The organism is Rhizobium phaseoli, from assembly GCF_001664385.1.
Lineage (GTDB): Bacteria > Pseudomonadota > Alphaproteobacteria > Rhizobiales > Rhizobiaceae > Rhizobium > Rhizobium phaseoli.
The window spans coordinates 2,652,622-2,673,278 of sequence record NZ_CP013532.1 but is presented as its reverse complement, the minus strand read 5'-3'; the positions used below and the strand labels follow the sequence as shown (position 1 = coordinate 2,673,278).

General features: G+C 63.2%; 20 protein-coding genes and 1 pseudogene. 15 read left to right on the top strand and 6 right to left on the bottom strand.

Annotated features, from left to right (window positions below):
* Nucleotides 1-104 precede the first annotated feature (104 nt).
* From AMC88_RS12970 to AMC88_RS33105, 5 genes are all read left to right on the top strand, one after another.
* Nucleotides 105-911: a class I SAM-dependent methyltransferase gene (locus AMC88_RS12970; protein ID WP_064825368.1), complete on the top strand. Its 807-nt coding sequence runs from the start codon at nucleotides 105-107 to the stop codon at nucleotides 909-911.
* A 519-nt stretch (nucleotides 912-1,430) separates the two neighbouring features.
* Nucleotides 1,431-1,778 carry a DMT family protein gene (locus AMC88_RS12965; protein WP_004672825.1) on the top strand — a complete coding sequence of 116 codons (348 nt, stop codon included), beginning with the start codon at nucleotides 1,431-1,433 and terminating at the stop codon, nucleotides 1,776-1,778.
* A 121-nt stretch (nucleotides 1,779-1,899) separates the two neighbouring features.
* Entirely contained in the window at nucleotides 1,900-3,411 is a 1,512-nt protein-coding gene (locus AMC88_RS12960; RefSeq protein ID WP_064825367.1) for a DUF1800 domain-containing protein, read from the top strand.
* A gap of 115 nt (nucleotides 3,412-3,526) precedes the next feature.
* The gene (locus tag AMC88_RS12955) at nucleotides 3,527-4,711 is read left to right on the top strand and encodes a DUF1501 domain-containing protein (RefSeq protein ID WP_064825366.1); all 1,185 of its coding nucleotides are present in this window, start codon (nucleotides 3,527-3,529) and stop codon (nucleotides 4,709-4,711) included.
* A gap of 316 nt (nucleotides 4,712-5,027) precedes the next feature.
* The gene (locus tag AMC88_RS33105) at nucleotides 5,028-5,234 is read left to right on the top strand and encodes a hypothetical protein (protein ID WP_150128061.1); all 207 of its coding nucleotides are present in this window, start codon (nucleotides 5,028-5,030) and stop codon (nucleotides 5,232-5,234) included.
* A gap of 56 nt (nucleotides 5,235-5,290) precedes the next feature.
* On the opposite strand, the gene AMC88_RS12945 is transcribed toward AMC88_RS33105, so the two are convergent.
* A complete protein-coding gene (locus AMC88_RS12945) occupies nucleotides 5,291-5,674 on the bottom strand; it encodes an acyl-CoA thioesterase (protein ID WP_004672829.1) in 384 nt (127 codons plus the stop codon).
* Between the two features lie 271 nt (nucleotides 5,675-5,945).
* Between AMC88_RS12945 and AMC88_RS12940 the strand changes: the two genes are divergently transcribed.
* The 6 genes from AMC88_RS12940 (at nucleotide 5,946) to AMC88_RS12915 (ending at nucleotide 12,204) form a co-directional block, all read left to right on the top strand.
* Nucleotides 5,946-7,766, top strand: a complete 1,821-nt coding sequence (locus AMC88_RS12940) for a methyl-accepting chemotaxis protein (RefSeq protein ID WP_064825364.1) — start codon at nucleotides 5,946-5,948, stop codon at nucleotides 7,764-7,766.
* A gap of 151 nt (nucleotides 7,767-7,917) precedes the next feature.
* Nucleotides 7,918-9,228, top strand: a complete 1,311-nt coding sequence (locus AMC88_RS12935; protein WP_064825363.1) for an extensin-like domain-containing protein — start codon at nucleotides 7,918-7,920, stop codon at nucleotides 9,226-9,228.
* 125 nt (nucleotides 9,229-9,353) lie between these two features.
* The gene (locus tag AMC88_RS12930) at nucleotides 9,354-9,701 is read left to right on the top strand and encodes a CAP-Gly domain-containing protein (RefSeq protein ID WP_008535048.1); all 348 of its coding nucleotides are present in this window, start codon (nucleotides 9,354-9,356) and stop codon (nucleotides 9,699-9,701) included.
* Nucleotides 9,702-9,883: 182 nt separating this feature from the next.
* Entirely contained in the window at nucleotides 9,884-10,501 is a 618-nt protein-coding gene (locus tag AMC88_RS12925) for a hypothetical protein (RefSeq protein WP_064825362.1), read from the top strand.
* 163 nt (nucleotides 10,502-10,664) lie between these two features.
* The gene (locus AMC88_RS12920) at nucleotides 10,665-11,060 is read left to right on the top strand and encodes an Ohr family peroxiredoxin (protein WP_010007112.1); all 396 of its coding nucleotides are present in this window, start codon (nucleotides 10,665-10,667) and stop codon (nucleotides 11,058-11,060) included.
* A 106-nt stretch (nucleotides 11,061-11,166) separates the two neighbouring features.
* Nucleotides 11,167-12,204 carry a DUF3095 family protein gene (locus AMC88_RS12915; protein ID WP_064825361.1) on the top strand — a complete coding sequence of 346 codons (1,038 nt, stop codon included), beginning with the start codon at nucleotides 11,167-11,169 and terminating at the stop codon, nucleotides 12,202-12,204.
* A 24-nt stretch (nucleotides 12,205-12,228) separates the two neighbouring features.
* Here AMC88_RS12915 and AMC88_RS12910 read toward each other — a convergent pair.
* From AMC88_RS12910 to AMC88_RS12900, 3 genes and pseudogenes are all read right to left on the bottom strand, one after another.
* A pseudogene (locus AMC88_RS12910) lies at nucleotides 12,229-12,645 on the bottom strand (NUDIX hydrolase).
* 27 nt (nucleotides 12,646-12,672) lie between these two features.
* A complete protein-coding gene (locus AMC88_RS12905) occupies nucleotides 12,673-13,170 on the bottom strand; it encodes a MarR family winged helix-turn-helix transcriptional regulator (protein ID WP_064818440.1) in 498 nt (165 codons plus the stop codon).
* 143 nt (nucleotides 13,171-13,313) lie between these two features.
* The gene (locus AMC88_RS12900; RefSeq protein ID WP_064825360.1) at nucleotides 13,314-14,084 is read right to left on the bottom strand and encodes a siderophore-interacting protein; all 771 of its coding nucleotides are present in this window, start codon (nucleotides 14,082-14,084) and stop codon (nucleotides 13,314-13,316) included.
* A gap of 266 nt (nucleotides 14,085-14,350) precedes the next feature.
* Between AMC88_RS12900 and AMC88_RS12895 the strand changes: the two genes are divergently transcribed.
* Nucleotides 14,351-14,956: an O-methyltransferase gene (locus tag AMC88_RS12895; RefSeq protein ID WP_064825359.1), complete on the top strand. Its 606-nt coding sequence runs from the start codon at nucleotides 14,351-14,353 to the stop codon at nucleotides 14,954-14,956.
* 211 nt (nucleotides 14,957-15,167) lie between these two features.
* Entirely contained in the window at nucleotides 15,168-15,563 is a 396-nt protein-coding gene (locus AMC88_RS12890; RefSeq protein WP_010013771.1) for a hypothetical protein, read from the top strand.
* A gap of 64 nt (nucleotides 15,564-15,627) precedes the next feature.
* On the opposite strand, the gene AMC88_RS12885 is transcribed toward AMC88_RS12890, so the two are convergent.
* Nucleotides 15,628-16,968, bottom strand: coding sequence for an epoxide hydrolase family protein (locus AMC88_RS12885; RefSeq protein ID WP_064825358.1), 1,341 nt, complete (start codon nucleotides 16,966-16,968; stop codon nucleotides 15,628-15,630).
* A gap of 109 nt (nucleotides 16,969-17,077) precedes the next feature.
* Here AMC88_RS12885 and AMC88_RS12880 point away from each other — a divergent pair, with 109 nt between their 5' ends.
* Complete coding sequence (locus AMC88_RS12880) at nucleotides 17,078-18,037, top strand: acetylxylan esterase (RefSeq protein ID WP_064825357.1); 960 nt, start codon at nucleotides 17,078-17,080, stop codon at nucleotides 18,035-18,037.
* Complete coding sequence (locus tag AMC88_RS12875) at nucleotides 18,034-18,762, top strand: esterase family protein (protein WP_064825356.1); 729 nt, start codon at nucleotides 18,034-18,036, stop codon at nucleotides 18,760-18,762. Before AMC88_RS12880 ends, AMC88_RS12875 begins: the two co-directional genes overlap by 4 nt.
* Before the next feature lies 1 nt (nucleotide 18,763).
* On the opposite strand, the gene AMC88_RS12870 is transcribed toward AMC88_RS12875, so the two are convergent.
* Nucleotides 18,764-20,395, bottom strand: a complete 1,632-nt coding sequence (locus AMC88_RS12870; RefSeq protein WP_064825355.1) for a dihydroxyacetone kinase subunit DhaK — start codon at nucleotides 20,393-20,395, stop codon at nucleotides 18,764-18,766.
* Nucleotides 20,396-20,657: the final 262 nt, after the last annotated feature.

Sequence of the window (20,657 nt, the reverse complement as noted above, 5' to 3'; positions counted from 1 at the left end):
CGGCCTGAACCGGGGACCACGGAGAGCCGGACCCGCCTCGCGCAAGGCTACGGATCGCTCGGCTCTGCGGCGACAGATCATCGTCCTTGAACGGGGAGGCTTCGATGCCGTCGAGTTTCAATGTCGAAAGTGCGGATGGTTATGAAAGGCTGATGGGGCGCTGGAGCAAAAGGCTGGCGCCGATGCTGATCGATTTTGCGGGTGTCGCGGATGGCGAACGTGTGCTCGATGTCGGCTGCGGCACCGGCAGCCTGACCTTTACGCTGGCGGAAAAGCCAGGCCTGCAGGAAATCACCGCCATTGATTATTCGCCGGTTTTCGTCGAGGCGGCAATGCGGCGCAATACCGATCCGCGCATTACCATTCGGCAAGCCGATGCCTGCGCGCTGCCGTTCGAGGATAACCGCTTCGACAGGGCGATGTCCCTGCTGGTGCTGCATTTCGTGCCCGAGGCGGGCAAGGCGGTATCCGAGATGGCCCGCGTGGTGCGCCCCGGCGGCGTGGTCGCGGCCGCCGTCTGGGATCATTATGGCGGCATGTCGGGCATGCGGATGATGTGGGACACGGTGGTCATGCTCGACGAGAACGCGCTGCCACTACGCCGCAAATATTGCTTCCAGCCGATGATGCGGCCGGGCGAAATGAGAGAAAGCTTCGTCGCCCAGGGCCTCGTCGACGTCGAGGAGACGTCTCTTGTGATCCGGATGGATTACCTTTCCTTCGACGACTATTGGCAGCCGATCGCGGCCGGCGAGGGACCGCTCGGCAGGTGTGTGGCCGGGCTGGAGGCCGGCAAGCGGGAGGCGGTCGATGCTGCATTGAGGGCGGCTTATGAGGCCGGGGAGCCGGATGGGCCGCGGTCGTTCGCATCGGTGGCGTGGGCGTGTCGGAGCAGAGTGGCGACTGAATAGGTGTGGCGTTTAACGACTGTGAGATCGCGAGCATGCGAGATGGCGGCCTAAGGCCTTATCCTGAGGTGCTCCGTAAGAGCCTCAAAGCCGAGACGGTGTCGGGTGGATGCAAGAAGCAGCGTCGTGGCGTGCTTCGAGGCTCCGCCCTATGGGCTACGCACCTCAGCATGAGGGGCGTTGTAGGATGCCGCGCCGAGCGCCTCGGAGCCTCATCCTGAGGTGCCCCGCAGGGGCCTCGAAGGACGAGGCGGGTGCATTGGTGGCGAAGGGCTAAAGGAGCAATGTTGCCGCTTCGGGGCTTTGCCCTGCCGGGCCAGCACGAGGGATATTGGTGGATGCCGCGCTCCAGATAGGCAGCGCTATTCGCCGGCTTCGGCTGCGATTTTGCGCCCGGGCGGTGTAGCCTGAGACAATCCGCGCGAGCCTGCGGGGCTTGCCGTCAAGCGGCGGCGTGGTAGTTAGGGGCCGTCGGCGTCTCCCTGCCGGATCGGTTTTCCCTCACAGCTCCCGAGTTTCTCCATGCTATTTTCTCCTGCCGCCGTCTGGCCCGTCGTCATGTTGTTTGCCTCCAACTTCTTCATGACCTTCGCCTGGTACGGGCATCTCAAGCACAAGAGCAGCGCCATTTTCCTGGCCATCGTCGTCAGTTGGGGCATCGCTTTCTTCGAATATTGTCTCGCGGTGCCGGCCAACCGTATCGGCTCAGCGGTCTATACGACGGCGCAGCTGAAGACGATGCAGGAGGTGATCACGCTGATCGTGTTTTCCGGCTTTTCGATCTTCTGGCTCGGCGAGAACCTGACCTGGAACCACGCCATCGGCTTCGCGCTCATCGCAATCGGAGCATCCTTCATCTTCCGGGCCTAAATTGTAGTTTTTTCAATAGATTACAAATTGTCCATGTCTCGATATCGCCGCATTTCCTACAGATTGCCGTCGCAATCGGCTGGCAGCCTATCACTCTTCATTGATCAGGAGTTGACCGGCCATGAGCCTCTCTTTTCCGACGATGGCGGCGATCCGGTTCGGTTATGGATTCCGGCCGGGCGAGGCGCCGCCGCAAAGCAAGGATGAGCTGATCGGCCAGCTATCCCTAGGGGCCGCGGCCACGCCGGATTTTCCGCTTGGCGGCCCCGACATGCGTCACCGCGCAATCCTCAGCCTGCAGGAGCAGTTGAAGCAGATCCGCGAGGAGGCGAAGCAGACGGAAGACGATCCGGCGCGGCGCGAGATGCGCAAGGGCGTGCAGCGCCAGGCGCAGCAGCAATTCCAGCACGACGCGAACCTGCGGCTGATGCAGGCGGTGCTGTCGCCCTACGGCTTCTACGAGCGGCTTTCGACCTTCTGGACCGATCACTTCTCCACCAGCGCCAACAAAAGCCTGCCGATGCGTCTGATCGTGCCGCTCTACGAGGCCGAGGCGATCCGGCCGTTCATATCCGGCAGGTTCGGCGACCTGCTGCGCAGCGCCACGGCGCATCCGGCCATGCTGATCTATCTCGACCAGGCGGATTCGCTCGGGCCGGATTCGCCCGGTGGCATGAAGCGCAACAAGGGACTGAACGAAAATCTCGGCCGCGAACTTCTGGAACTGCACACGCTCGGCGCCGGCAGCGGCTATACCCAGGCGGACGTCACCGCTGCCGCCAAGGTGCTGACGGGGCTCACCATCGACCGCAAGGAGATGGACATCGCTTTCCGGCCGAATGTTTCCGAGCCCGGCGCGCATGAGGTGCTCGGCGTCAGCTATGGCGGGCGCAAGCGCTCGCGTGACGATTATCTCGACATGCTCGATGACCTCGCCCTCCATCCGAAGACAGCCGCGCATATCAGCCGCAAGCTCGCAATTCACTTCGTTTCCGATCAGCCCGACGAGGGCATGGTTTCTGACATGGCCGCAGCCTGGAAGAAGACGGATGGCGATCTCACCGCCGTCTATACCGCCATGCTCGACCATCCCGCCGCCTGGCAGAATGAAGGCGCCAAGGCGCGCCAGCCCTTCGATTATGTCGTTGCCGGTCTCAGGGCGCTGAATGCTGGGCCGGTCAATGGCGTCGTCGGCAGCTTCCTGACCGCCAATCAGCAGGGCACCGATGACGGCGACATGGCGGCGAATACACCTGGGATGGCCGGATCGCCGGTGCCGTCGGATCCCGCCCGCGAGGCCAGGGACAAGCGTCTCAAGGCCTTCCGGACGGCGCAGGCGCTGGGGCAGGGGGCGCTGAAGCGCATGGGCCAGCCGACCTGGCTGCCGCCGAGCCCGGCCGGCTTCGAGGAGGGCTTTTCCGCCTGGATCACCGGCAGCCAGCTCGCCGAGCGGCTGACCTGGGCAAGGCGGGCCGCAGCGCAGTTCGGCCGCGACGAAGACCCGCGCGAATTCCTGAAATCGACACTTGCCGATGCGGCCCGCGATGAGACGATCCGCGTGGTGTCGCAGGCGCCGAACAAGATCAGCGGGCTGACCCTGGTGCTGGCTTCGCCCGAATTCAACCGCCGCTAAGCAGACTTTCGTTGGCAAGCCAACGCTTCGTCTGATTAGCTCATTTGTTTTGTCGCAGGTTCTGACCGGAAAGCCGCTGGACACTTTTCCCGAACCTGCTCAGGAGGCCCCGCCCATGACGCTGTCGATGAACAGGATCTCGCTTTCCCGCCGCGGCTTTCTGACGTCGGCCTGCTGTCTTGCCGCCGCGCCCGTCTTCACACCCGTTACCTTCGCGGCGATGCCGGGTGATAACCGCTTCGTCACCATCGTGCTGCGCGGCGCGATGGACGGGCTGGATCTGGTGCAGCCCTATGGCGATGCCGGCTTTGCCGCGCTCCGGCCGACGCTGGCTTTGACGCCCGAGACCGGGCTTCTCGATCTTGATGGGCATTTCGGGCTTCACCCCGCCGCGGTGGATCTGATGCCGCTGTGGAAGAACCGGGAGCTTGCCTTCGTGCACGCCGTCTCCACACCCTATCGTGACCAGCGCAGCCATTTTGACGGGCAGGACATGCTGGAATCCGGCGGCGAACATGTCGCCGAGGAAAGGACCGGCTGGTTGAACCGGGCGCTTGCCGTCATTCCGCGCTCGGATGCGCGCAAGGCGATCGACGTCAACACCTCAACGGAATTGATCCTCTCCGGGCCGAACGAGGTCGATGTCTGGGCCTCGGATTCCAATCTGGCGCCGGCGCGTGACGAGATGCAGTTCCTGGCGCGGCTTTATGCCGGCGATCCGCCGTTTGCCGCAGCACTTGCCGAGGCGACGCGGGCCGATGCCACTTCGATGATGGCCGAGCCGGACGGCCAGCGCGGCGAAAAGACCGCCGATGTGGCGGCACTCGCCGCCAACATGCTGAAGGGCGATTACCGTATTGCCAGTTTCTCAATCACCGGCTGGGACACGCATATCGGCCAGGCCGGCCAGTTCAAGCGGCCGGCCCAGGATCTGGCGCAGGCGATCAATACGCTGAAGGCGACGCTCGGGCCGGAGATCTGGGCAAAGACGGTGGTGCTGGCGATGACCGAATTCGGCCGGACCGTCCGCCAGAACGGCTCTGCCGGCACCGACCACGGCACCGGCGGCTGCGCCCTGCTTGCCGGCGGCGCCATCAACGGCGGCCGCATCCTCGGCAAGTGGCCCGGGCTGAGTGACGGCCAGCTGCTCGACGACCGCGACCTGATGCCAATGGCCGACGTGCGCGAGGTGGCGGCGGCGATGCTCTACCGGCAGTTCGATGTCGGTGTGGACGATCTGACGGGGAAGATCTTTCCGGGGTTGGGGTTTGATAAGGGGTCGCAGTTTTTGAAGGTGTGAGTGGGTCGGTTCGGCGGGGACGATCGGCCGGTGAACTGGTAACTGGCCGCCGAACGCCTGACGGAAACGAAGAGTGCGGCTTCTCTCTCTCTCTCTCTCTCTCTCGGCAAAGCATAACTTCTCCTCCGTCATTCCTGTGCTTGTCACAGGAATCCAGCAGCCGCGTGTCCACGCGGCGGAAGACCTACAGCGTTGTCGGAGGAACGGTCATATCCTTGCTAAGCGACGACGCGTCTGTTTCCCGTTCAAGAGTCCTTTCGGCTTGCAGACGCAAGCCGGCTGGATTCCTGTGACAAGCACAGGAATGACGGAGGAGATGTTGTGCTTCGCTATGGAGCAGGCTGCGGTGCGGCCCTTCGATAGTGCTCAGGGGACCGCTCTGGCCCTTCGCGTGGCTCAGGGCGTCGTCGCTGCAATCGATTCACTGGATCGATTGCTCGGGCTGCGCCCGACCATGGACGATGCCGGCAACGCCGGTCAGAAGCCGCGCAAGGGAAAGGCTGCCATCACCACCTTGATGTGAAGGAAGACTTCCGGCGAGCTGACCTTTTCCATCCCTGATCCCCGCCCCGAAGCTTGTCACTCCTCGGGGACCGCCTTCGGCTTGCCCTCTTCGTCGAGCGCCACCATGATGAAGGTGGCGGCGGTGACCTTTTCCATCTTGGCATAACGGGCGCGATGCGCCCAGGCTTCGACGATGAGCGTGATCGAGGTGCGCCCGACGCGCTCGATATCGGTATAGACCGACAGCGTGTCGCCGATCTTGACCGGCAGTTCGAAGGCCATCTCCTTGACGGCGGCGGTGACGACGCGGCCTCTGGCGCGCTCGGCGGCGCGGATGCCCGATGCAAGGTCCATCTGCGCCATGACCCAGCCACCGAAAATATCGCCGGCCGGATTGGCATCACCCGGCATGGCGAGCGTGCGCAGCGTCAGTTCGCCTCTCGGCTTGGCTTCGGTCATCGAGGGTTCCTTCAGGCTGTGTGTTTCGATTCTGCAGCCGAGGTTAGGCGAACTCCGTGTACAGACCAATCCCTTTCCGGCGCCGGCACCCCGGTGCGGCACATGTTGCGGTCGGCGCGGATATAAATCTTCATCAATTTCAGGCGGTTGAATTATGCAACCAATGCGTCCCCTTACGTTATTTAATCTTTTTCTAATTAAGCTTTACGCTCCAGTAATTCCGGTGCTTCACAATGGATCAATCTCATACCCAAGAATCGCCGGGAACCTCATGCGCAACGTCAAGATTTCCACCCGCCTTTATTGTCTCGTCGGCTTCACGCTTGCCGTGCTGGCCGCGACGATGGTCTTTTTTCTGAACTATTCCTATTCCGAGCTGCAAGCGGAGCGGAAGGCGGGACTGGAGAAGATGGAGGCGACGGCGATCGGTATTTTCGACAAATATTACAAGATGGAGCAGGCGGGCACTCTGACCCGCGAGCAGGCGCAGGCGGCTGCCAAGGACGTGATCGGCGCGATGCGCTACGGCGCCGACGGCTATTTCTGGATCAACGACATGCATCCTGTCATGGTGATGCATCCGATCAAGCCGGCGCTGAACGGTACCGACATCTCGCAGATGAAGGATCCGACCGGCAAGTTCCTGTTCGTCGAATTCGTCAACAAGGTGAAGAAGGACGGCAAGGGTTTCGTCGATTATTACTGGCCGAAGCCGGGCGCTGATGAGCCGGTGCTGAAATATTCCTATGTCTCCGGTTTCGAGCCCTGGGGCTGGATCGTCGGCACGGGCGTTTACGCCGACGACCTCGCCGCGCTCTACCGCCAGAATGCGATCTGGGCGGCAGTGCTCTGCCTGCTCGGCGCGGCCTCCACAGTTGCCATCGCCTATGCCATCGTCCGCAGCGTCACCGCGCCGATCGCCCGGCTGAAGACGGCAATGAACGCGATCGCCGCCGAAGAGGCATCGGTGGAGATCGCCGGCAGCGATCGCCGCGACGAGATCGGCCAGATGGCCAAGGCGCTGCTGGTGCTGCGCGATTCCGTCGACGAGCGCAGCGCGTTGCGCGGGCGTGAAGACGAAAGGCAGCGGCAGATCGAGGACGAACGCCGCGGCAACGAGGCGAGCCTGCGTTCGGCTTCGGAGCGTCAGACCCGCGCCATGCAGGCGCTCGGCGCCGGCCTTGAGAAGCTTGCGGGCGGCGATCTTACGGTGGCGATCGGCGATATCGGCGAGGATTACGCCAAGCTCAGGAATGATTTCAACGCGGCGGTCGATGCGCTGAACGGCGTCATCCAGGCGATTGCCGAATCGAGCCGCGTGGTCAACGACAGCGCCTCCGACATCAGTGAAGCGACCGGCAACCTGTCGAAACGGACGGAGCAGCAGGCGGCGGCACTCGAAGAGACGGCCGCAGCCCTCGACGAGATCACCGCGACCGTCAAGACGGCATCGGAGCGGGCGAACGAGGCACGCGAGATGGTGGCCGAGACCAAGGCGAGCGCCGGACGCTCCGGCGAGATCGTCCGCAATGCTGTCACGGCGATGGGCCGGATCGAGGAATCCTCGAGCCGCATCAACCAGATCATCTCGGTCATCGATGAGATCGCCTTCCAGACCAACCTTCTGGCGCTCAATGCCGGCGTCGAGGCGGCGCGGGCGGGCGAGGCCGGCCGCGGATTTGCTGTCGTTGCCCAGGAAGTCCGCGAGCTTGCGCAACGCTCGGCCAACGCCGCCAAGGAGATCAAGGAACTGATCAGCCGGTCGGCGACGGAAGTCGAGGGCGGCGTGGCGCTGGTGCGTTCGACGGGCGATGCGCTCCTGGAAATCGAAGCCTTGGTCAATCAGGTCAATGATCACGTCGCTTCGATCGCGACGGCGGCGCGCGAGCAGTCGACCGGGCTCAACGAGATCAACAGCTCCGTCAACCACATGGACCAGATGACGCAGCAGAATGCAGCGATGGTCGAGGAAACGACGGCGGCAAGCCGCACGCTCGCCGACGAAAGCACGCAGTTGAAGACGCTGCTTGCGAATTTCCGCCTGCGCGGAGCGGAGCAGCAGCGGGACGGCCGATACACACGGGCAGCGTGAGTTCGGCAGCAGTTGAAAGGCGGCGAAAGCCGCCTTTTTCAATTCTGTCGCGTCCAGATTGTGCCGGTAAGTTTTCATTCACCGTTTTTAATTAAAATTGGACCGAGTTTTTTCGGTCACTCTGCGGCCGGCCTACGGAAGCGATAAGAGTATGGCGTTTGTTTCCTTTCCTCGGCGAGCCTTCCTGCCCGTGCTGCTCTCGGCGGCGCTGACGACGTGCTCGATCAGCGACGGGCTGGTGCCGCCGGTCAATGTCGACAACGGCGCCAAGGTCAGTTCGATTTCGCCGTCTCGGGGTGCCGCGCGCATGGCGCCGGCCGTGCGCATGGCGCCCGTGCAAAGCCAAGCGTCTTATCCGGTATCCGGCGCCCCGGTCGGCAACACGCAAGGTTCGGTCGATTATCTCAATACGCCGAACCTTGCCGGTACCGGCCATGCGGCTCGCGCGCCGGGGGCGCCGGGGCGAAAACTGCCGATGATCGACAGTGACGAGGCGATGGCAGCCGGCCAGCCGAACGGCAACTGGGGTGGCACGCAAAACCTTGCGATCCCTTCCGGTGGCGTCAACATGGATGATGAGCTCGGAGCAGAGCCCGTCGTCGGGCTGGCGCAGGAGCAGCAACAACAAATCGCGGAGGGCGATGCCACCGAGCCGGTCGTCGACGGCATCGGCACCGACAATCCGCTGCAGCTCAACCAACCGATGCGCCAGCCCGCGCCGCAGGCCATGCCGCAGCCGGCAGCGCAGTCACAGATGAGCCGTGTGCCCACTTGGAGCGACGGCAGCCCGGTCACTGCACCATCCCGCGTTCCCGAAGAGGACGAGAGCGAAGAAGTGGCGATGCTGCGGCCGAATAACCCGATGATGAGCGAGCCGGCCGCACCCGTCGACCCGAGCGTCATGCCGGCTTCCGAGCTCGCCTGCCGGCGCGAACTGAAGCGCATGGGCGTGATCTTCGACGAGAAGCCGCCGATCTCGCAAGGGCCGGCCTGCCAGGTGCCTTATCCGGTATCGCTGAAGGGACTTTCCGGAAATATCGGCGTGCAGCCGGCCGTGACGCTGAACTGCCAGGTGACGCTCGCCTTCGCCAAATGGGTGAAAAACGAGCTGGCGCCGTCGGCCCGCTACCGCTACTGGAGCGGCATCAGGACGATCCAGCCGCTCGGCGGCTACTCCTGCCGGCGCATGAACAACAGCCGGCAGCGATATAATCCGATGTCGGAGCATGCCCGCGGCAACGCCATCGACGTTGGCAAATTCGTGCTGAAGAACGGCCACGAGATCGACGTGCGCAAGAAGGGTCTGTTCTCGCTGCGCGAGGGCCGGCTCCTGAAGGCGGTACGCACCGATAGCTGCCGCTATTTCAACACGGTGCTCGGGCCGGGCAGCAACCCGGAACACTGGAACCACTTCCACTTCGATCTGCGCTCCCGCAAGAGCGGCAAGGTCTATTGCGACTGAGCGTGTCGCATGGTGGGCAGAGGCGCAGTCACGCCGCATGACGTCCGCCGGCAGAAAAGGGTTCATCCCCGTCGCCGGGCGCGCTATAGATCGGCGAGGCGGATTGCCGTTTGAGAGTTCGATCCATGAGCTATGAATTTCATGTCGGTCAGAAGGTGGTCTGCATCAACGACACCTTCAAGCATGTCAGCATCGACCAGCTGATCCGGAAGGGCGAGATCTATACGATCCGTTGGGTGGGCGAATATACCCATTATGTCGACGGCACGTTCATCGGGGTGAAGCTCGCGGAAATCCATCGCGGCAATGATGACGGACCGGAAGGCTACGGCGCCGCCGACATGCCCTATCGTGCGACGCGCTTCCGGCCGTTGGTGAAGGACAAGATCGCATCGCTGCGCAAGCTTCTGGCGCCGACGCCGGATGCGCCGGTCGAGCCGAAAGAAAAGACCAGGAAAAAAGAGAAGGTCTGAGCGCCCTCTGCGCGGGGGGGCAGGCGCCGCATCCGATCATCGATTTCTTCCTCGGCATGCGTTCGGAGGCGGAGACGTTCACTGGCGCTGCCTAGACGGCCTGCCGGCAGACTGACGATGCGATTGTGCCGTCGTGCGGCCTGTGCGACAGTTCGCGCCGGGGATGTGCCGAGGAAGGGCCGGTGCGAGGGATTTCGACAATTCTGGCGTTGTGCGCTGCCATCGCCATGACAATCGCCACGGCCGGAGCGGCGGCCGCCGATCCACTGGTTTTCAGCTATCACGGCTGGCAGGTCGATCTGACCAATGCCAGGGGGGCGGAGCCCGACAAGGAGATGATCCTCCCCGTCAAGCGGCAGCTCGATATCGTCGAGCATGTCGATCTGAAGCCTGACATTCTGAAATTCATGCAGACGATCCGGATCTGGGCCAATCCCGCCGCTGCGGGCTTCGGGCCGGGCCATTACAGCCGCAAGACCGGCGTCGATCTGCGGGTCGCGAGCCTGGAGCCCGACAAGCCGATCATCCTGCATGAGCTTCTGCATGCCTATAACGACCGGATGCTTCCGGGAGGATTCGACAATCCCGATATCCGGCAGTTCTTCGATAACGGCCGCGGGCTCTGGCCGAGCGATTCCTACGTGATGAGCAATAGTCACGAATTCTTCGCGGTCACTGCCAGCGTCTATCTCTATGGCGATATCGAACGGCCGCCACATTCGCGCAGCGAACTCCGGAAGAACCAACCGCGATATTACCAGTGGCTCGCCACCCTGTTCGACGGCCGCCCACACTCCTGAGAGGCCGCCCGCCGGCTGGCGACCGGGTCTTACAACTTTTGTTCAAATGAATCGCATCCGATTAAATCGGAATAGTGTTGACATCCGTTTCGACCCGGCATATTAAATCGCATCCGATCTAATCTGATACGCTGTAAAAAATCAAACCCGAAAGGACACCACAATGACCGAGAAGCTTCTTTTCACCGGCAAGACCCATATCGCCGGCGGCAGCAACGGCTATGCACGCAGCAACGATGGCACGCTCGACATCAAGCTGCCGCAGCCGCATCCGGCTGCCGAAAACCTCTTCGGCGCGGCCTGGTCAGCCTGTTATATCGGCGCCATCGAGCTTGCCGCCCAGCAACGGAAGGTCGCGCTGCCCGCCAGCCCCGAGGTCGATGCCGAGATCACGCTCAACAGCGATAACGGCTCCTACTTCCTGCGTGCACGGCTCAACGTCAGCCTTGCAGACATCGACCGCGAGATCGCACAGGAACTGATCGAGGCGGCCCACGGCATCTGCCCCTATTCCAAGGCGGTCCACGGCAATATCGACGTCGAAACCAAGCTTGTCTGAACGGGAAGGCCGGTCTCGCGCCGTCACCTTCAAGCGGGGGTCTGCCGATTGGCGGCAGACCCGTTTCCCAGCCAACAGCCAAACCCGCCGATCCGGAGAACCTGCCATGATCAACAGCCACGCCGAGCCGCACCAGGCATATGACGAGTTTTCGCTGGTGCTCGATCCAGATGCCTACGAGCCGTTGCCTGACGATTGGCTGATCGGCATCACCGACATCGTCAGCTCGACCGCGGCGATCCGGTCGGGGCGCTATGAAGACGTCAATTATGCCGGTGCATCGATCATCGCCGCCCTCGGCAATGCCTGGGGTTCGTTTGATTTTCCCTTCGTGTTTCGCGGTGACGGAGCAGGTTTCGCCTTGCCGGCGAACGGCATCATGGCTGCGACATCGGCCTTGCGTGACGTCGCGAGCTTCGCCAAAACCGACCTTCATCTCGACCTGCGTGTCGGGCTCGTCACCGTCGGTGAAATCCGCGCCAGCGGGCGTGATGTCAAGATCGCGCGCTATGCCGCTTCCGAGAGTGCGACCTACGCGATGTTTGCCGGGGGCGGGCTCAAATGGGCGGAGCAGCAGATCAAGAACGGCCGCTTTCTGGTGAAGCCCGGCCGTTATGCGATGCGGCCTGACCTGACAGGCTTGAGCTGCGACTGGGCACCGTTTCCGAGCCAGCGCGGCGAGATCCTGTCTTTGTTGGTCGAGCCGCGCGACCAGACGCGCCCGGAGGTCTTTGCAGCGCTGGCGAAACGCGTGCTCGCGGTTTTCGATGCCGCGCCGCGCCGGTCCCATCCGCTTTCCGGAGGAACGGCCATAGCAAGAGAGAAGCAGGTCAGCGCGAAACGCTGGTCGGAAGTCGCCTCCAATTCGGATTTTCGCAAGTTCGACGACGGCCTGCGGCTGACGCTGGATTGCACGCCGGAACAGATCGACGAGGTCGAAGCCATCCTCGTCGTGGCAAGGGCGCGCGGCGAGATCGATTTCGGGCTGCACCGCCAGTCGCATGCGCTGATGACCTGCCTTGTGCCGTCGGGCCAGCCGGATTCGCACCTGCATTTCCTCGACGGAATGGGTGGCGGTTATGCCAAGGCGGCCGAGATGATGGAGGAGGGCGCACTTGTGGAGGTTCGGCAGCGCGCTCTGTAGGGGCGCGCCACTTCTTTTCCGTCATCATGCCTGCCGGTTCGTTTTCGGTCTGAGCAGATTTAAGAGCATTGCACCAAGCTGAGGCGGCGCCAGTTCGGTTTCGCATTCTATCTCCGCGGCGGTAAACCATCTGAGCGCCGTGTGTTCATCGCCAACAAGGCGCGGAGAGTCCTGCCATTGCTCGACGCGATAGACATGGAACGTGGCGGATGCCCCGGGCGGGCTTTCCGAAACGAACTCTCCGGCAAACAGCCAGTGCTGTGGCGTCACGCCGATTTCTTCCAGCAATTACCGGCGCATTGCCGTCTCGGCATCTTCGCCGTCTTCGACGTGACCACCTGGCAGGCTCCACCGATCCGGGTGCGTCCTGCGCTTCGAACTTCGCCTGGCGAGAAGAACGGCTCCATTCTCAATCAATGCGCCGATTGAAATCTCGGGCATGTCATCAGATGCAGACATGTGCCGCGATCATGATTTTTGCGGCTCCGCTTGCGCCCGTAGCAGGTTGTCGCGCAGCCGCGTCACCGATTTCTGCACGACGGGGAAATCGTCGCCGAGGCCGATGGCGTCGATCAGGGCGGAGCCGGGATCGGTTTCGAGAAGATCGCGCCCTGCTGGCGTCAGGCTGACACGCACCTGCCGTTCGTCGGCGGGATCGCGATGGCGGGTGATAAAGCCGACCGACTCCAGCTTCTTGAGAATCGGCGTCAGCGTGTTGGATTCCAGGAACAGTTTTTCTCCCAGCGTGCTGACCGTCTGGTCGTCCTCCTCGGAGAGGGCCACCATGGCGATATACTGGGTATAGGTCAGGCCGAGCGCGTCGAGGATCGGCTTATAGGCGCGGCCGAAGGCGAGATTGGCAGAATAGACCGCAAAGCAGAGGAAGTTCGAAAGCTTTCTACTGCCGGCCTTTTTGAAGGCGGGGGCAGCCGTATCCGACTTTTGTGCGGTTTTTGACGTGGCCATGGCGCTCTATCCTGTCCGGCGTTTGAATAGGACCTATATATATCGCATCCGATTAAATCGCAATAGTGTCGATGACGTTTCGAACACCGGCCGGCCGTCGCTTCCATCTTCGGGAGCGGCGGCCGGTGCCCTCGGCCCTAGGCTTAAGCGAATTTCTCCGTCGCATCGGCCTTACCGAACACCCAGTAGCCGGATGCCTTGATCCAGCTCAGGGGATAGGCTCGCTCGGTGAGCAGATAATTGCGGATCTCGCGCGTCACCGTCGCCTCCGCCGCGATCCAGACGAAGGTTTCCGGCGGGATATCGACCGTGGCCAGGAGCCGCAGCAGCGATGCGGCATCGGTTGCCTGCGAGAGCGGCCGGTGCGCCCAGTGCAGATGCAGGTCGGCGCGGGTCTCGAAGGCCTGCTCTTCGACCGGGCCGGCGACGGCGGCGATCGTCGTGATCATGGTCCCGGCGCCGCTCTCCTCGATCCGGCGGCCGATCGCCGGCAGTGCTGTTTCGTCGCCGATCAGCAGCCAACGTTTGACGCTTGCGGAAACGACGGCCGAGCCGCGCGGTCCGCCGATCTCGAGCCTGTCGCCGGGGCGGGCGCCGAGCGCCCATTGCGTGATCGGACCTGCCTCATGCAGGGCAAAATCGATCGTCAGCCTGCGTTCGGCATTGTCGTAGCGGCGCGGCGTATAATCCCGGCGCTCTTCGCCCTCGGCCGTGGGGATGAAGATCTTGATGTGGTCGTCGGGCGCCAGGCTGATGAAATCGGCGAGCTCGTCGCCGGTGAAGATGATGCGGCGCATGCCGGGGGTGATGTCGGTGATGCTCTCGACCGTCAGCGAGCGCCGGCGCGTGTCGTGGCCGACCCGTTCGATGCCGGGCGCCGATGAAGCCTGTTCGTTGAAGTGTTTGTTGTCCATGTGTCCTCAGGAGCTTTCAAGGCTCGATCCGCAGGACACAGTCGCGCAGATCGAAGCCGCAAAGCCGTTCGATCATACGCGTTGAGTGACGTTAACGCTTACGTGGCCGGGATTGCCCGACCATTGACGGGCTTGATGTAGCCGACCGCGGCGGGATGCGCAACGGCTTGACAGCTATCAAAGCCGATCATTGTCGAAGTTTAACTTTCGGCCGCCGATCCGGTCGGGCAAAGTCGGCTCATTGACCGCAAAGACAGGATAGGCATATGGACAGCCGCATCGGGCGGGTGCTCGACATCTATCACGAAATGATCGAGATGGAGCGCAACAGCCCGCGCGACATGCCGCCCGGCGGCCGCGACGGCGGGCAGGACCAGCGGCTGCGCGCGGTCGGCCGCGAGACCGGGCAGTTCATCAATATCCTCGCACGCAGCCTGATGGCGCCGACCATCCTCGAACTCGGCACCTCCTTCGGCTATTCCGGCATCTGGCTCGCGGAAGCCGCGCGCGCTTCGGGCGGGCGGCTGATCACCATGGAAATGCACGGCTACAAATCTGCCTATGCGCAGGACATGGCCGCCAAGGCGGGGCTGGCCGATCACGTCGACTTCAAGGTCGGCGACGCCGTCGAGATGATCGGGGCGCTTTCGACGGGCATCGATTTCGTGCTGGTCGATCTCTGGAAGGATCTCTACGTTCCCTGCCTCGACGCCTTCTATCCCAAGCTCAATTCGGGCGCGATCATCGTCGCCGACAATATGATCCGGCCCGGAGGCGAGGATGTGAAGCGCTACGGTGAGGCGATCCGTGCCAAGCCTGACATAGTGCTGCTGCCGGTTGGAAGCGGCCTTGAGGTTAGCCGGTTCGGTTGAGGTTGGCGGCGCGGCACCCAACTCTCCTCCGTCATTCCTGTGACGAGCACAGGAATGACGGAGGAGAGGGCGCGCCGTGTCGACCTCGCAAACGCACTTAATCGCCGCTCATTTCTACTTTTGCACGCGGCGCCAAAGATGACACGTTTGAAGCTAATTTCCGACACTTTCCCGATCGAAGCTCCGCGGCATCGAGACTTGGGGAGACGTAATGTCGGGCATTCTTATCGCCACCTTGTTGGCAACGGCTTCAGCAAAGATTCCCGCTGGATTGTCTGGCGGTGAGGTTCTCTATTCCGACTGTGGCGGGTCCCGGCAGTTCGTTGTCGGATATGCCGCAGGTTGGTTGGACAAATGGAATAGTGACGAGTATCTCGCCCGGCGCATTTTTATCGAGGCGCATCCCAGCCCCAGCAGGATGGTGAACTCGGCGCATTTTGCAATCGCCGTTGGCGTCAATGTCTGTATTCCCGAGGGAACCACGGCGGAAGCAGTCGGCAAGACGCTGTGCACGTTCCTGGAAGAGAATCCCGGTATACGCGAGGCGACCGGCGACGAACTGATGACCACCATGGCTCATTATAAATACCGCTGCCCGATTCCTTAGAGATGGTCACAGCGGCCTGGTTGGCCTCGCTGGCTGCCCTTGGCCGGACGCTGCGATAGGTGCGTCAGATCGGGTGCCGCAGCGGCCTGAAGGCGGCCCGAAGCTCGACCGCGAAGAGTTCCGGTTCTTCCCAGGCGGCGAAATGGCCGCCCTTGTCGACCTCGTGGAAGTAGCTGAGATTGCGATAGGCGCGCCGCGCCCATGTCTCGGGCGCCTGGTAATTCTCGCCGGGAAAGACAGTGATGGCGACAGGAAGCGCGATCTCCGAGGTCATCTCGCCTGCCGCAAAGACAGGACTGCGGCCGCCGCCATATTCCCAGTAGAGCCGCGCCGAGGAGGCGGCACTGTTGGTCAGCCAGTAAAGTGTGATGTCATCAAGCACCTCGTCGCGCGATTTTTCGGGATCGCTGTCGTCATATGTCCAGCGGGTGAAGCCGGGATGGCCGAGCATCCATGCGGCAAGGCCGGCCGGGGAATCCGATATGGCGTAGCCGATCGTCTGCGGCCTCGTGCCCATCATCGTGGCATAGGACCGGCTTCCCATTTTGGCGCCGGCCGCCAGCGTCTCGAAGGCCGTGCGCTCTTTCTCCGAGAGACCGTCCGGCGCCGGGCCGTTGATGGCAAGCGCGGCGGCGATCTCCGGCGGCACCACGGCCGGCAGGTTGATGTGGATGCCGAGCAGGCCCTCCGGTGCCAGCCGCGCCATCGCACTGGAGATGGGAGAGCCCCAGTCGCCGCCCTGGGCGACGTAGCTCGCATAGCCGAGACGTCTCATCAGCTCGGCCCAGGCCCGCGCGATGCGGTCCGTTCCCCAGCCGGTATTCGCAGGTTTACCCGAGAAGCCGAAGCCCGGCATCGACGGGATGACCACATCGAACGCATCCTCGGCGCGGCCGCCATGGGCGGTCGGATCGGTCAACGGGCCGATCGCCTTCAGGTTTTCGAATACCGATCCCGGCCAGCCGTGGGTGACGATGACGGGCAGGGCATTTTGATGTTTCGAGCGGACGTGGATGAAGTGGATATCGAGACCGTCGATCTCCGTCATGAATTGCGGCTGGGCGTTCAGTTTCGCCTCGGCCTTGCGCCAGTCGTAGCCGGCGGCCCAATATTCGACCAGCGGCCTGATCTTTTCGAGCTGGATGCCCTGCGACTGGTCGTCGACCGTCTCGCGTTCGGGCCAGCGTGTGGCGGCCGCGCGCCGGCGAAGGTCGGTGAGTTCGGTCTCCGGAATATCGACACGGAACGGGCGGATTTCATTGGCATCGGCCGCCGAAGCCGGACGGAGCGAAAACAGACGGATCGTGCCGGCGGCTGCGATCCCGATTGCGGCGGCGGCGAGGAACCTGCGCCGGGCCCAGTCGACGACTTCCGGGTTCATGCGCATTCCTGTGATGATGGTCATGGCATTGTCTCCCCTTTGACGCCGGCCCCCTGGACGGCCGCCGTCAGGATAGCACAGACGGGGGCGGCCAAGCCTTGCGCCGCCGGGCTTTTCGCGGGACAAAGTCCGGATGAGCATTCCCACGACACATCCCTTCGCCTTCGATCCCGCCTACGGCATGACGCTCGAAGAGCTTCTTGCAGTCAAGCCGCCGGAAGAGCCGGATGGTTTCGACGCGTTCTGGCAGGAGCGGTATCGTAAGGCGCTGACGGTCGATCCGCAGCCGGCGCTTTCCCGCAGCGAACTCAACCATGCCGATTGGCATGTGCTCGACCTCGTCTACCTCTCGACCGGTGCGTTCAAGATCGGCGGTTGGCTTCTTCTGCCGCGCGCGGGGCAGGTGCGGCGCGGCCTCGTCGTCGGGCATGGTTACGGCGGACGCGTTCGTCCCGATTTCGATCTGCCGGTCACGGAAACCGCGCTGCTCTTTCCCTGCTGCCGCGGACTGTCGCTCAGCGCCTATCCGCTGATCTCCGAGAACCCGTCATGGCATGTGCTGCACGATATCGACAGTCGGGACAAATACATCATCGGTGGCTGCGTCGAAGATATCTGGCTTGCCGTCTCGACGCTCGTCGTGCTCTATCCGTGGCTTTCAGGGCATATCGGCTACAGCGGCATCAGCTTCGGCGGCGGCGTGGGGGCAATGGCGATCCCCTACGACCCGCGCATCGATCGCGGCCATCTGGCGCTGCCGAGCTTCGGGCATCAGCCGCTGCGGCTCAAGCTGCCGAGCGTCGGCAGTGCTGAGGGCGTGCAGGAATATCGGGCGAAACACGGAGACGTGCTCTCGACGCTCAGCTTCTACGATGCGGCGACAGCGGCGCGGCGGATCAAGGTGCCGATGCTGACGGCGGTGGCGCTTTTCGATCCCGCCGTCGCGCCGCCCTGCCAGTTCGCTGTCGCAAATGCGATACCGAAATTTAATGAAATCTTCATCCTGGACGCCGGCCATTTCGACTACTCTGGAAGTGCTGCGCAAGAGGCGGCTCTGCGCGACAAGATCGGACAGCTTTTCAGGGTGTCATGAACCGCGAATATCTGCGCTGGTACAGTCAGCGTCTGCATCGAACCATGGAGATGCTGGTGTTCGGCCATGCCGGCGCCAAGGTGCTGGTCTTTCCGACGCGGGAAGGGCGCTTCTTCGAATATGAGCAGCTCGGCATCGTCGCCAGCCTCGCCGACAAGCTGCAGGCCGGTCATCTTCAGCTCTATTGCATCGAGGGGCTGGCCGCCGATAGCCTGTACGGCTTTCATCATCATCCGGCCGAGCGCATCCGCCGGCATGCGGCGCTGGAGGATTATATCCTCCACGAGGTGCTGCCGCTGATGGCGGCGAAGAATCCGCATGACTGCACCATCGTGCATGGATGCAGCCTCGGCGCCTTCCAGGCTGCGAGCCTCGTCTTCCGCCATCCGCATCTCTTTCGCAAGCTCGTCGCTTTTTCCGGGCGTTACGATCTGACGATGAAGGTGGAATCCTTCGGTGACCTGTTCGATGGCTATTATGACGACAGCGTTTATTTCCACACGCCGACACATTTTCTGCCCGGCCTTGGCGCCGACTGGCGGCTCGACCGGCTGCGCGAGATCGACATCGTGCTGACCATCGGCGATGCCGATCCCTTTCTCGACAACAACCGCTATCTCAGCCGGCTGCTCGGCGAGCAGAACATCCGCCACCAGCTGCATGTCTGGGATGGCCGCGCCCATCGCGCCGGCGCCTGGCGAAAGATGGCGCCGCTTTACGTCTGATCTAGCCCAGGCTAGCCGCCACCGCGAATGCCGCGGCAACTGCCACAGCGCCTGGGTCGGCGACATCGGCCAGATCCCGCTCGCCGACATAGGAGGAGCGACCGGCTCTCGCCCTGGTCATCGCCTTGGTCGATTCCGCGCCTGATGCCGCAGCCCTGGCGGCGGCCGCGATGCCGCCGGAGGCCAGCGCATGCAGGGCAGGCGAGAGCGCATCGACCATCGTCCGGTCGCCGACTTCGGCTCCGCCGTAGAAAGTCATCCTGTCCAGCCCGGCGAGCAGAGCTGCCGGTATATCGGGTTTGTCGGCCATTGCCTTGGCCGCCGCGGTAAAGAAGATCGACAGCAGCACGCCGCTCGATCCGCCCATGCTGGTACCGAGGATATCGCCAATCGCGGCAACGGTTTCGGCCGGCCGGTCGAGCGGCAGCGTGTCGAGGCGGGCGAGCAGGCTGCGGGCGCCCGTTGCCACCGTCGAGCCGGTATCGCCGTCGCCGACGCGGGCGTCGAGGCGGTTGAGCTCGCCTTCCAGCGAAATCAGATGTTCGCAGAGCGCGGTGATCAGCCGCCGGTTGCCGGGGTTTTGACCGGATGAGGCTTTGCTGACAGCCGTTCTCGGTGCGGCGATGATCTCGATATCGTGGCGCTCGACGGCGGGCATCCAGGCATGCGGTTCGACGGCTGCCGCCAAGGCGGCCTCGCGCTCGGCATCGAGGGGGATCAGCGACAGCGAGAAGCCGTTCATGTTGAGTGCGGTCATGAGAGGCGCCGGGCCGATGATCAGGCGGACGCGGCGGCCAAGCGGGGCGGCCAGCACGGCATTGGCGATGACGGCCATTTCGAGCGGCGGCACGGCGCCGAGATTGTTGATGAGGAGCGCGTGATCACCGACATCGCCAAGCGTTGCGGAGAGGCGGGCGGACATGGTGGCGACGATCTCGGCGACCGGCTGCAGCGCGATGCGCTCGACGCCCGGTTCGCCGTGGATGCCGAGGCCGAGTTCGCCCTCGTCGGCGCCGAGACGATCCTCATGCGTCTGGCCGGGCACACTGCAGGTGGAAAGCGACATGCCGAGCGAGACGATATCGCCGGCCGCACTTCTCGCCTGGGCTGCGACCGTCTTCAAGTCCTCGCCGCGTTCGGCGTAGTAGCCCGCGATCTTATGGACGAACAGCGTGCCGGCGACGCCGCGCGGCTGGCTGATGTCCGGCAGGGCGATATCGTCGGCGACGATGACCATCTCGACATCGAAGCCTTCGGCGCGGGCCTTTTCTGCGGCAAGACCGAAATTCAGGCGGTCGCCGGTGTAATTCTTGACGATCAGCAGGGCGCCTTTCGGCCCGGTCACCGCCCGGATTGCCGTCAGCACAGCGTCGACGCTCGGCGAAGCGAAGATCTCACCCGAGACGGCCGCGGTCAGCATGCCTCTGCCGACGAAGCCGGCATGCGATGGCTCGTGGCCGGCGCCGCCGCCCGATATGATCGCCACCTTCGACTTATCCCAGTCGGCGCGCAGGATCACCTTGATATCAGGAAAGCTGTCGAGGCGGGCGAGGCGGCCCCTGCTGCTGGTCAGAAGCAGACCGTCCAGGGCTTCGGTGACGATCGTTTCCTTGCGGTTGAAGAAGTGTTTCATCGGTTGAGATCCGTCCCTTGGTTTTCGTGCCATCGCTCTGTCTTTTTTGCCGGTCGCAAGAGGCGCTGTCCACCCGTGTCGCGATAAAGCGATTGGGTCGGTCAGGCTGTGGGCGGTGAGGGCGGGCGTTGCTTTTGACGAATCGCAAAATTTCATTGGCGAGCGTACCGATACGGCGAATTCTGGCCTCGCTGCAGGACGGACCGCAGGCTATGGACTTCGCGCCGCTCCTGTTTTCCCGGGAGCGGTTCAAACTTGGCCT

What these genes read in the sequence shown, in the direction of transcription:
- AMC88_RS12945 (WP_004672829.1), bottom strand. Translation starts at nt 5,674, where the DNA reads ATGACCGAAGCCAAGCCGAGAGGCGAACTGACGCTGCGCACGCTCGCC.
- AMC88_RS12890 (WP_010013771.1), top strand. Translation starts at nt 15,168, where the DNA reads ATGTCGGGCATTCTTATCGCCACCTTGTTGGCAACGGCTTCAGCAAAG.
- AMC88_RS12960 (WP_064825367.1), top strand. Translation starts at nt 1,900, where the DNA reads ATGAGCCTCTCTTTTCCGACGATGGCGGCGATCCGGTTCGGTTATGGA.
- AMC88_RS12880 (WP_064825357.1), top strand. Translation starts at nt 17,078, where the DNA reads ATGAGCATTCCCACGACACATCCCTTCGCCTTCGATCCCGCCTACGGC.
- AMC88_RS12870 (WP_064825355.1), bottom strand. Translation starts at nt 20,395, where the DNA reads ATGAAACACTTCTTCAACCGCAAGGAAACGATCGTCACCGAAGCCCTG.
- AMC88_RS12875 (WP_064825356.1), top strand. Translation starts at nt 18,034, where the DNA reads ATGAACCGCGAATATCTGCGCTGGTACAGTCAGCGTCTGCATCGAACC.
- AMC88_RS12915 (WP_064825361.1), top strand. Translation starts at nt 11,167, where the DNA reads ATGATCAACAGCCACGCCGAGCCGCACCAGGCATATGACGAGTTTTCG.
- AMC88_RS12930 (WP_008535048.1), top strand. Translation starts at nt 9,354, where the DNA reads ATGAGCTATGAATTTCATGTCGGTCAGAAGGTGGTCTGCATCAACGAC.
- AMC88_RS12895 (WP_064825359.1), top strand. Translation starts at nt 14,351, where the DNA reads ATGGACAGCCGCATCGGGCGGGTGCTCGACATCTATCACGAAATGATC.
- AMC88_RS12965 (WP_004672825.1), top strand. Translation starts at nt 1,431, where the DNA reads ATGCTATTTTCTCCTGCCGCCGTCTGGCCCGTCGTCATGTTGTTTGCC.
- AMC88_RS12940 (WP_064825364.1), top strand. Translation starts at nt 5,946, where the DNA reads ATGCGCAACGTCAAGATTTCCACCCGCCTTTATTGTCTCGTCGGCTTC.
- AMC88_RS12900 (WP_064825360.1), bottom strand. Translation starts at nt 14,084, where the DNA reads ATGGACAACAAACACTTCAACGAACAGGCTTCATCGGCGCCCGGCATC.
- AMC88_RS12970 (WP_064825368.1), top strand. Translation starts at nt 105, where the DNA reads ATGCCGTCGAGTTTCAATGTCGAAAGTGCGGATGGTTATGAAAGGCTG.
- AMC88_RS12920 (WP_010007112.1), top strand. Translation starts at nt 10,665, where the DNA reads ATGACCGAGAAGCTTCTTTTCACCGGCAAGACCCATATCGCCGGCGGC.
- AMC88_RS12955 (WP_064825366.1), top strand. Translation starts at nt 3,527, where the DNA reads ATGACGCTGTCGATGAACAGGATCTCGCTTTCCCGCCGCGGCTTTCTG.
- AMC88_RS12905 (WP_064818440.1), bottom strand. Translation starts at nt 13,170, where the DNA reads ATGGCCACGTCAAAAACCGCACAAAAGTCGGATACGGCTGCCCCCGCC.
- AMC88_RS12885 (WP_064825358.1), bottom strand. Translation starts at nt 16,968, where the DNA reads ATGACCATCATCACAGGAATGCGCATGAACCCGGAAGTCGTCGACTGG.
- AMC88_RS33105 (WP_150128061.1), top strand. Translation starts at nt 5,028, where the DNA reads ATGTTGTGCTTCGCTATGGAGCAGGCTGCGGTGCGGCCCTTCGATAGT.
- AMC88_RS12935 (WP_064825363.1), top strand. Translation starts at nt 7,918, where the DNA reads ATGGCGTTTGTTTCCTTTCCTCGGCGAGCCTTCCTGCCCGTGCTGCTC.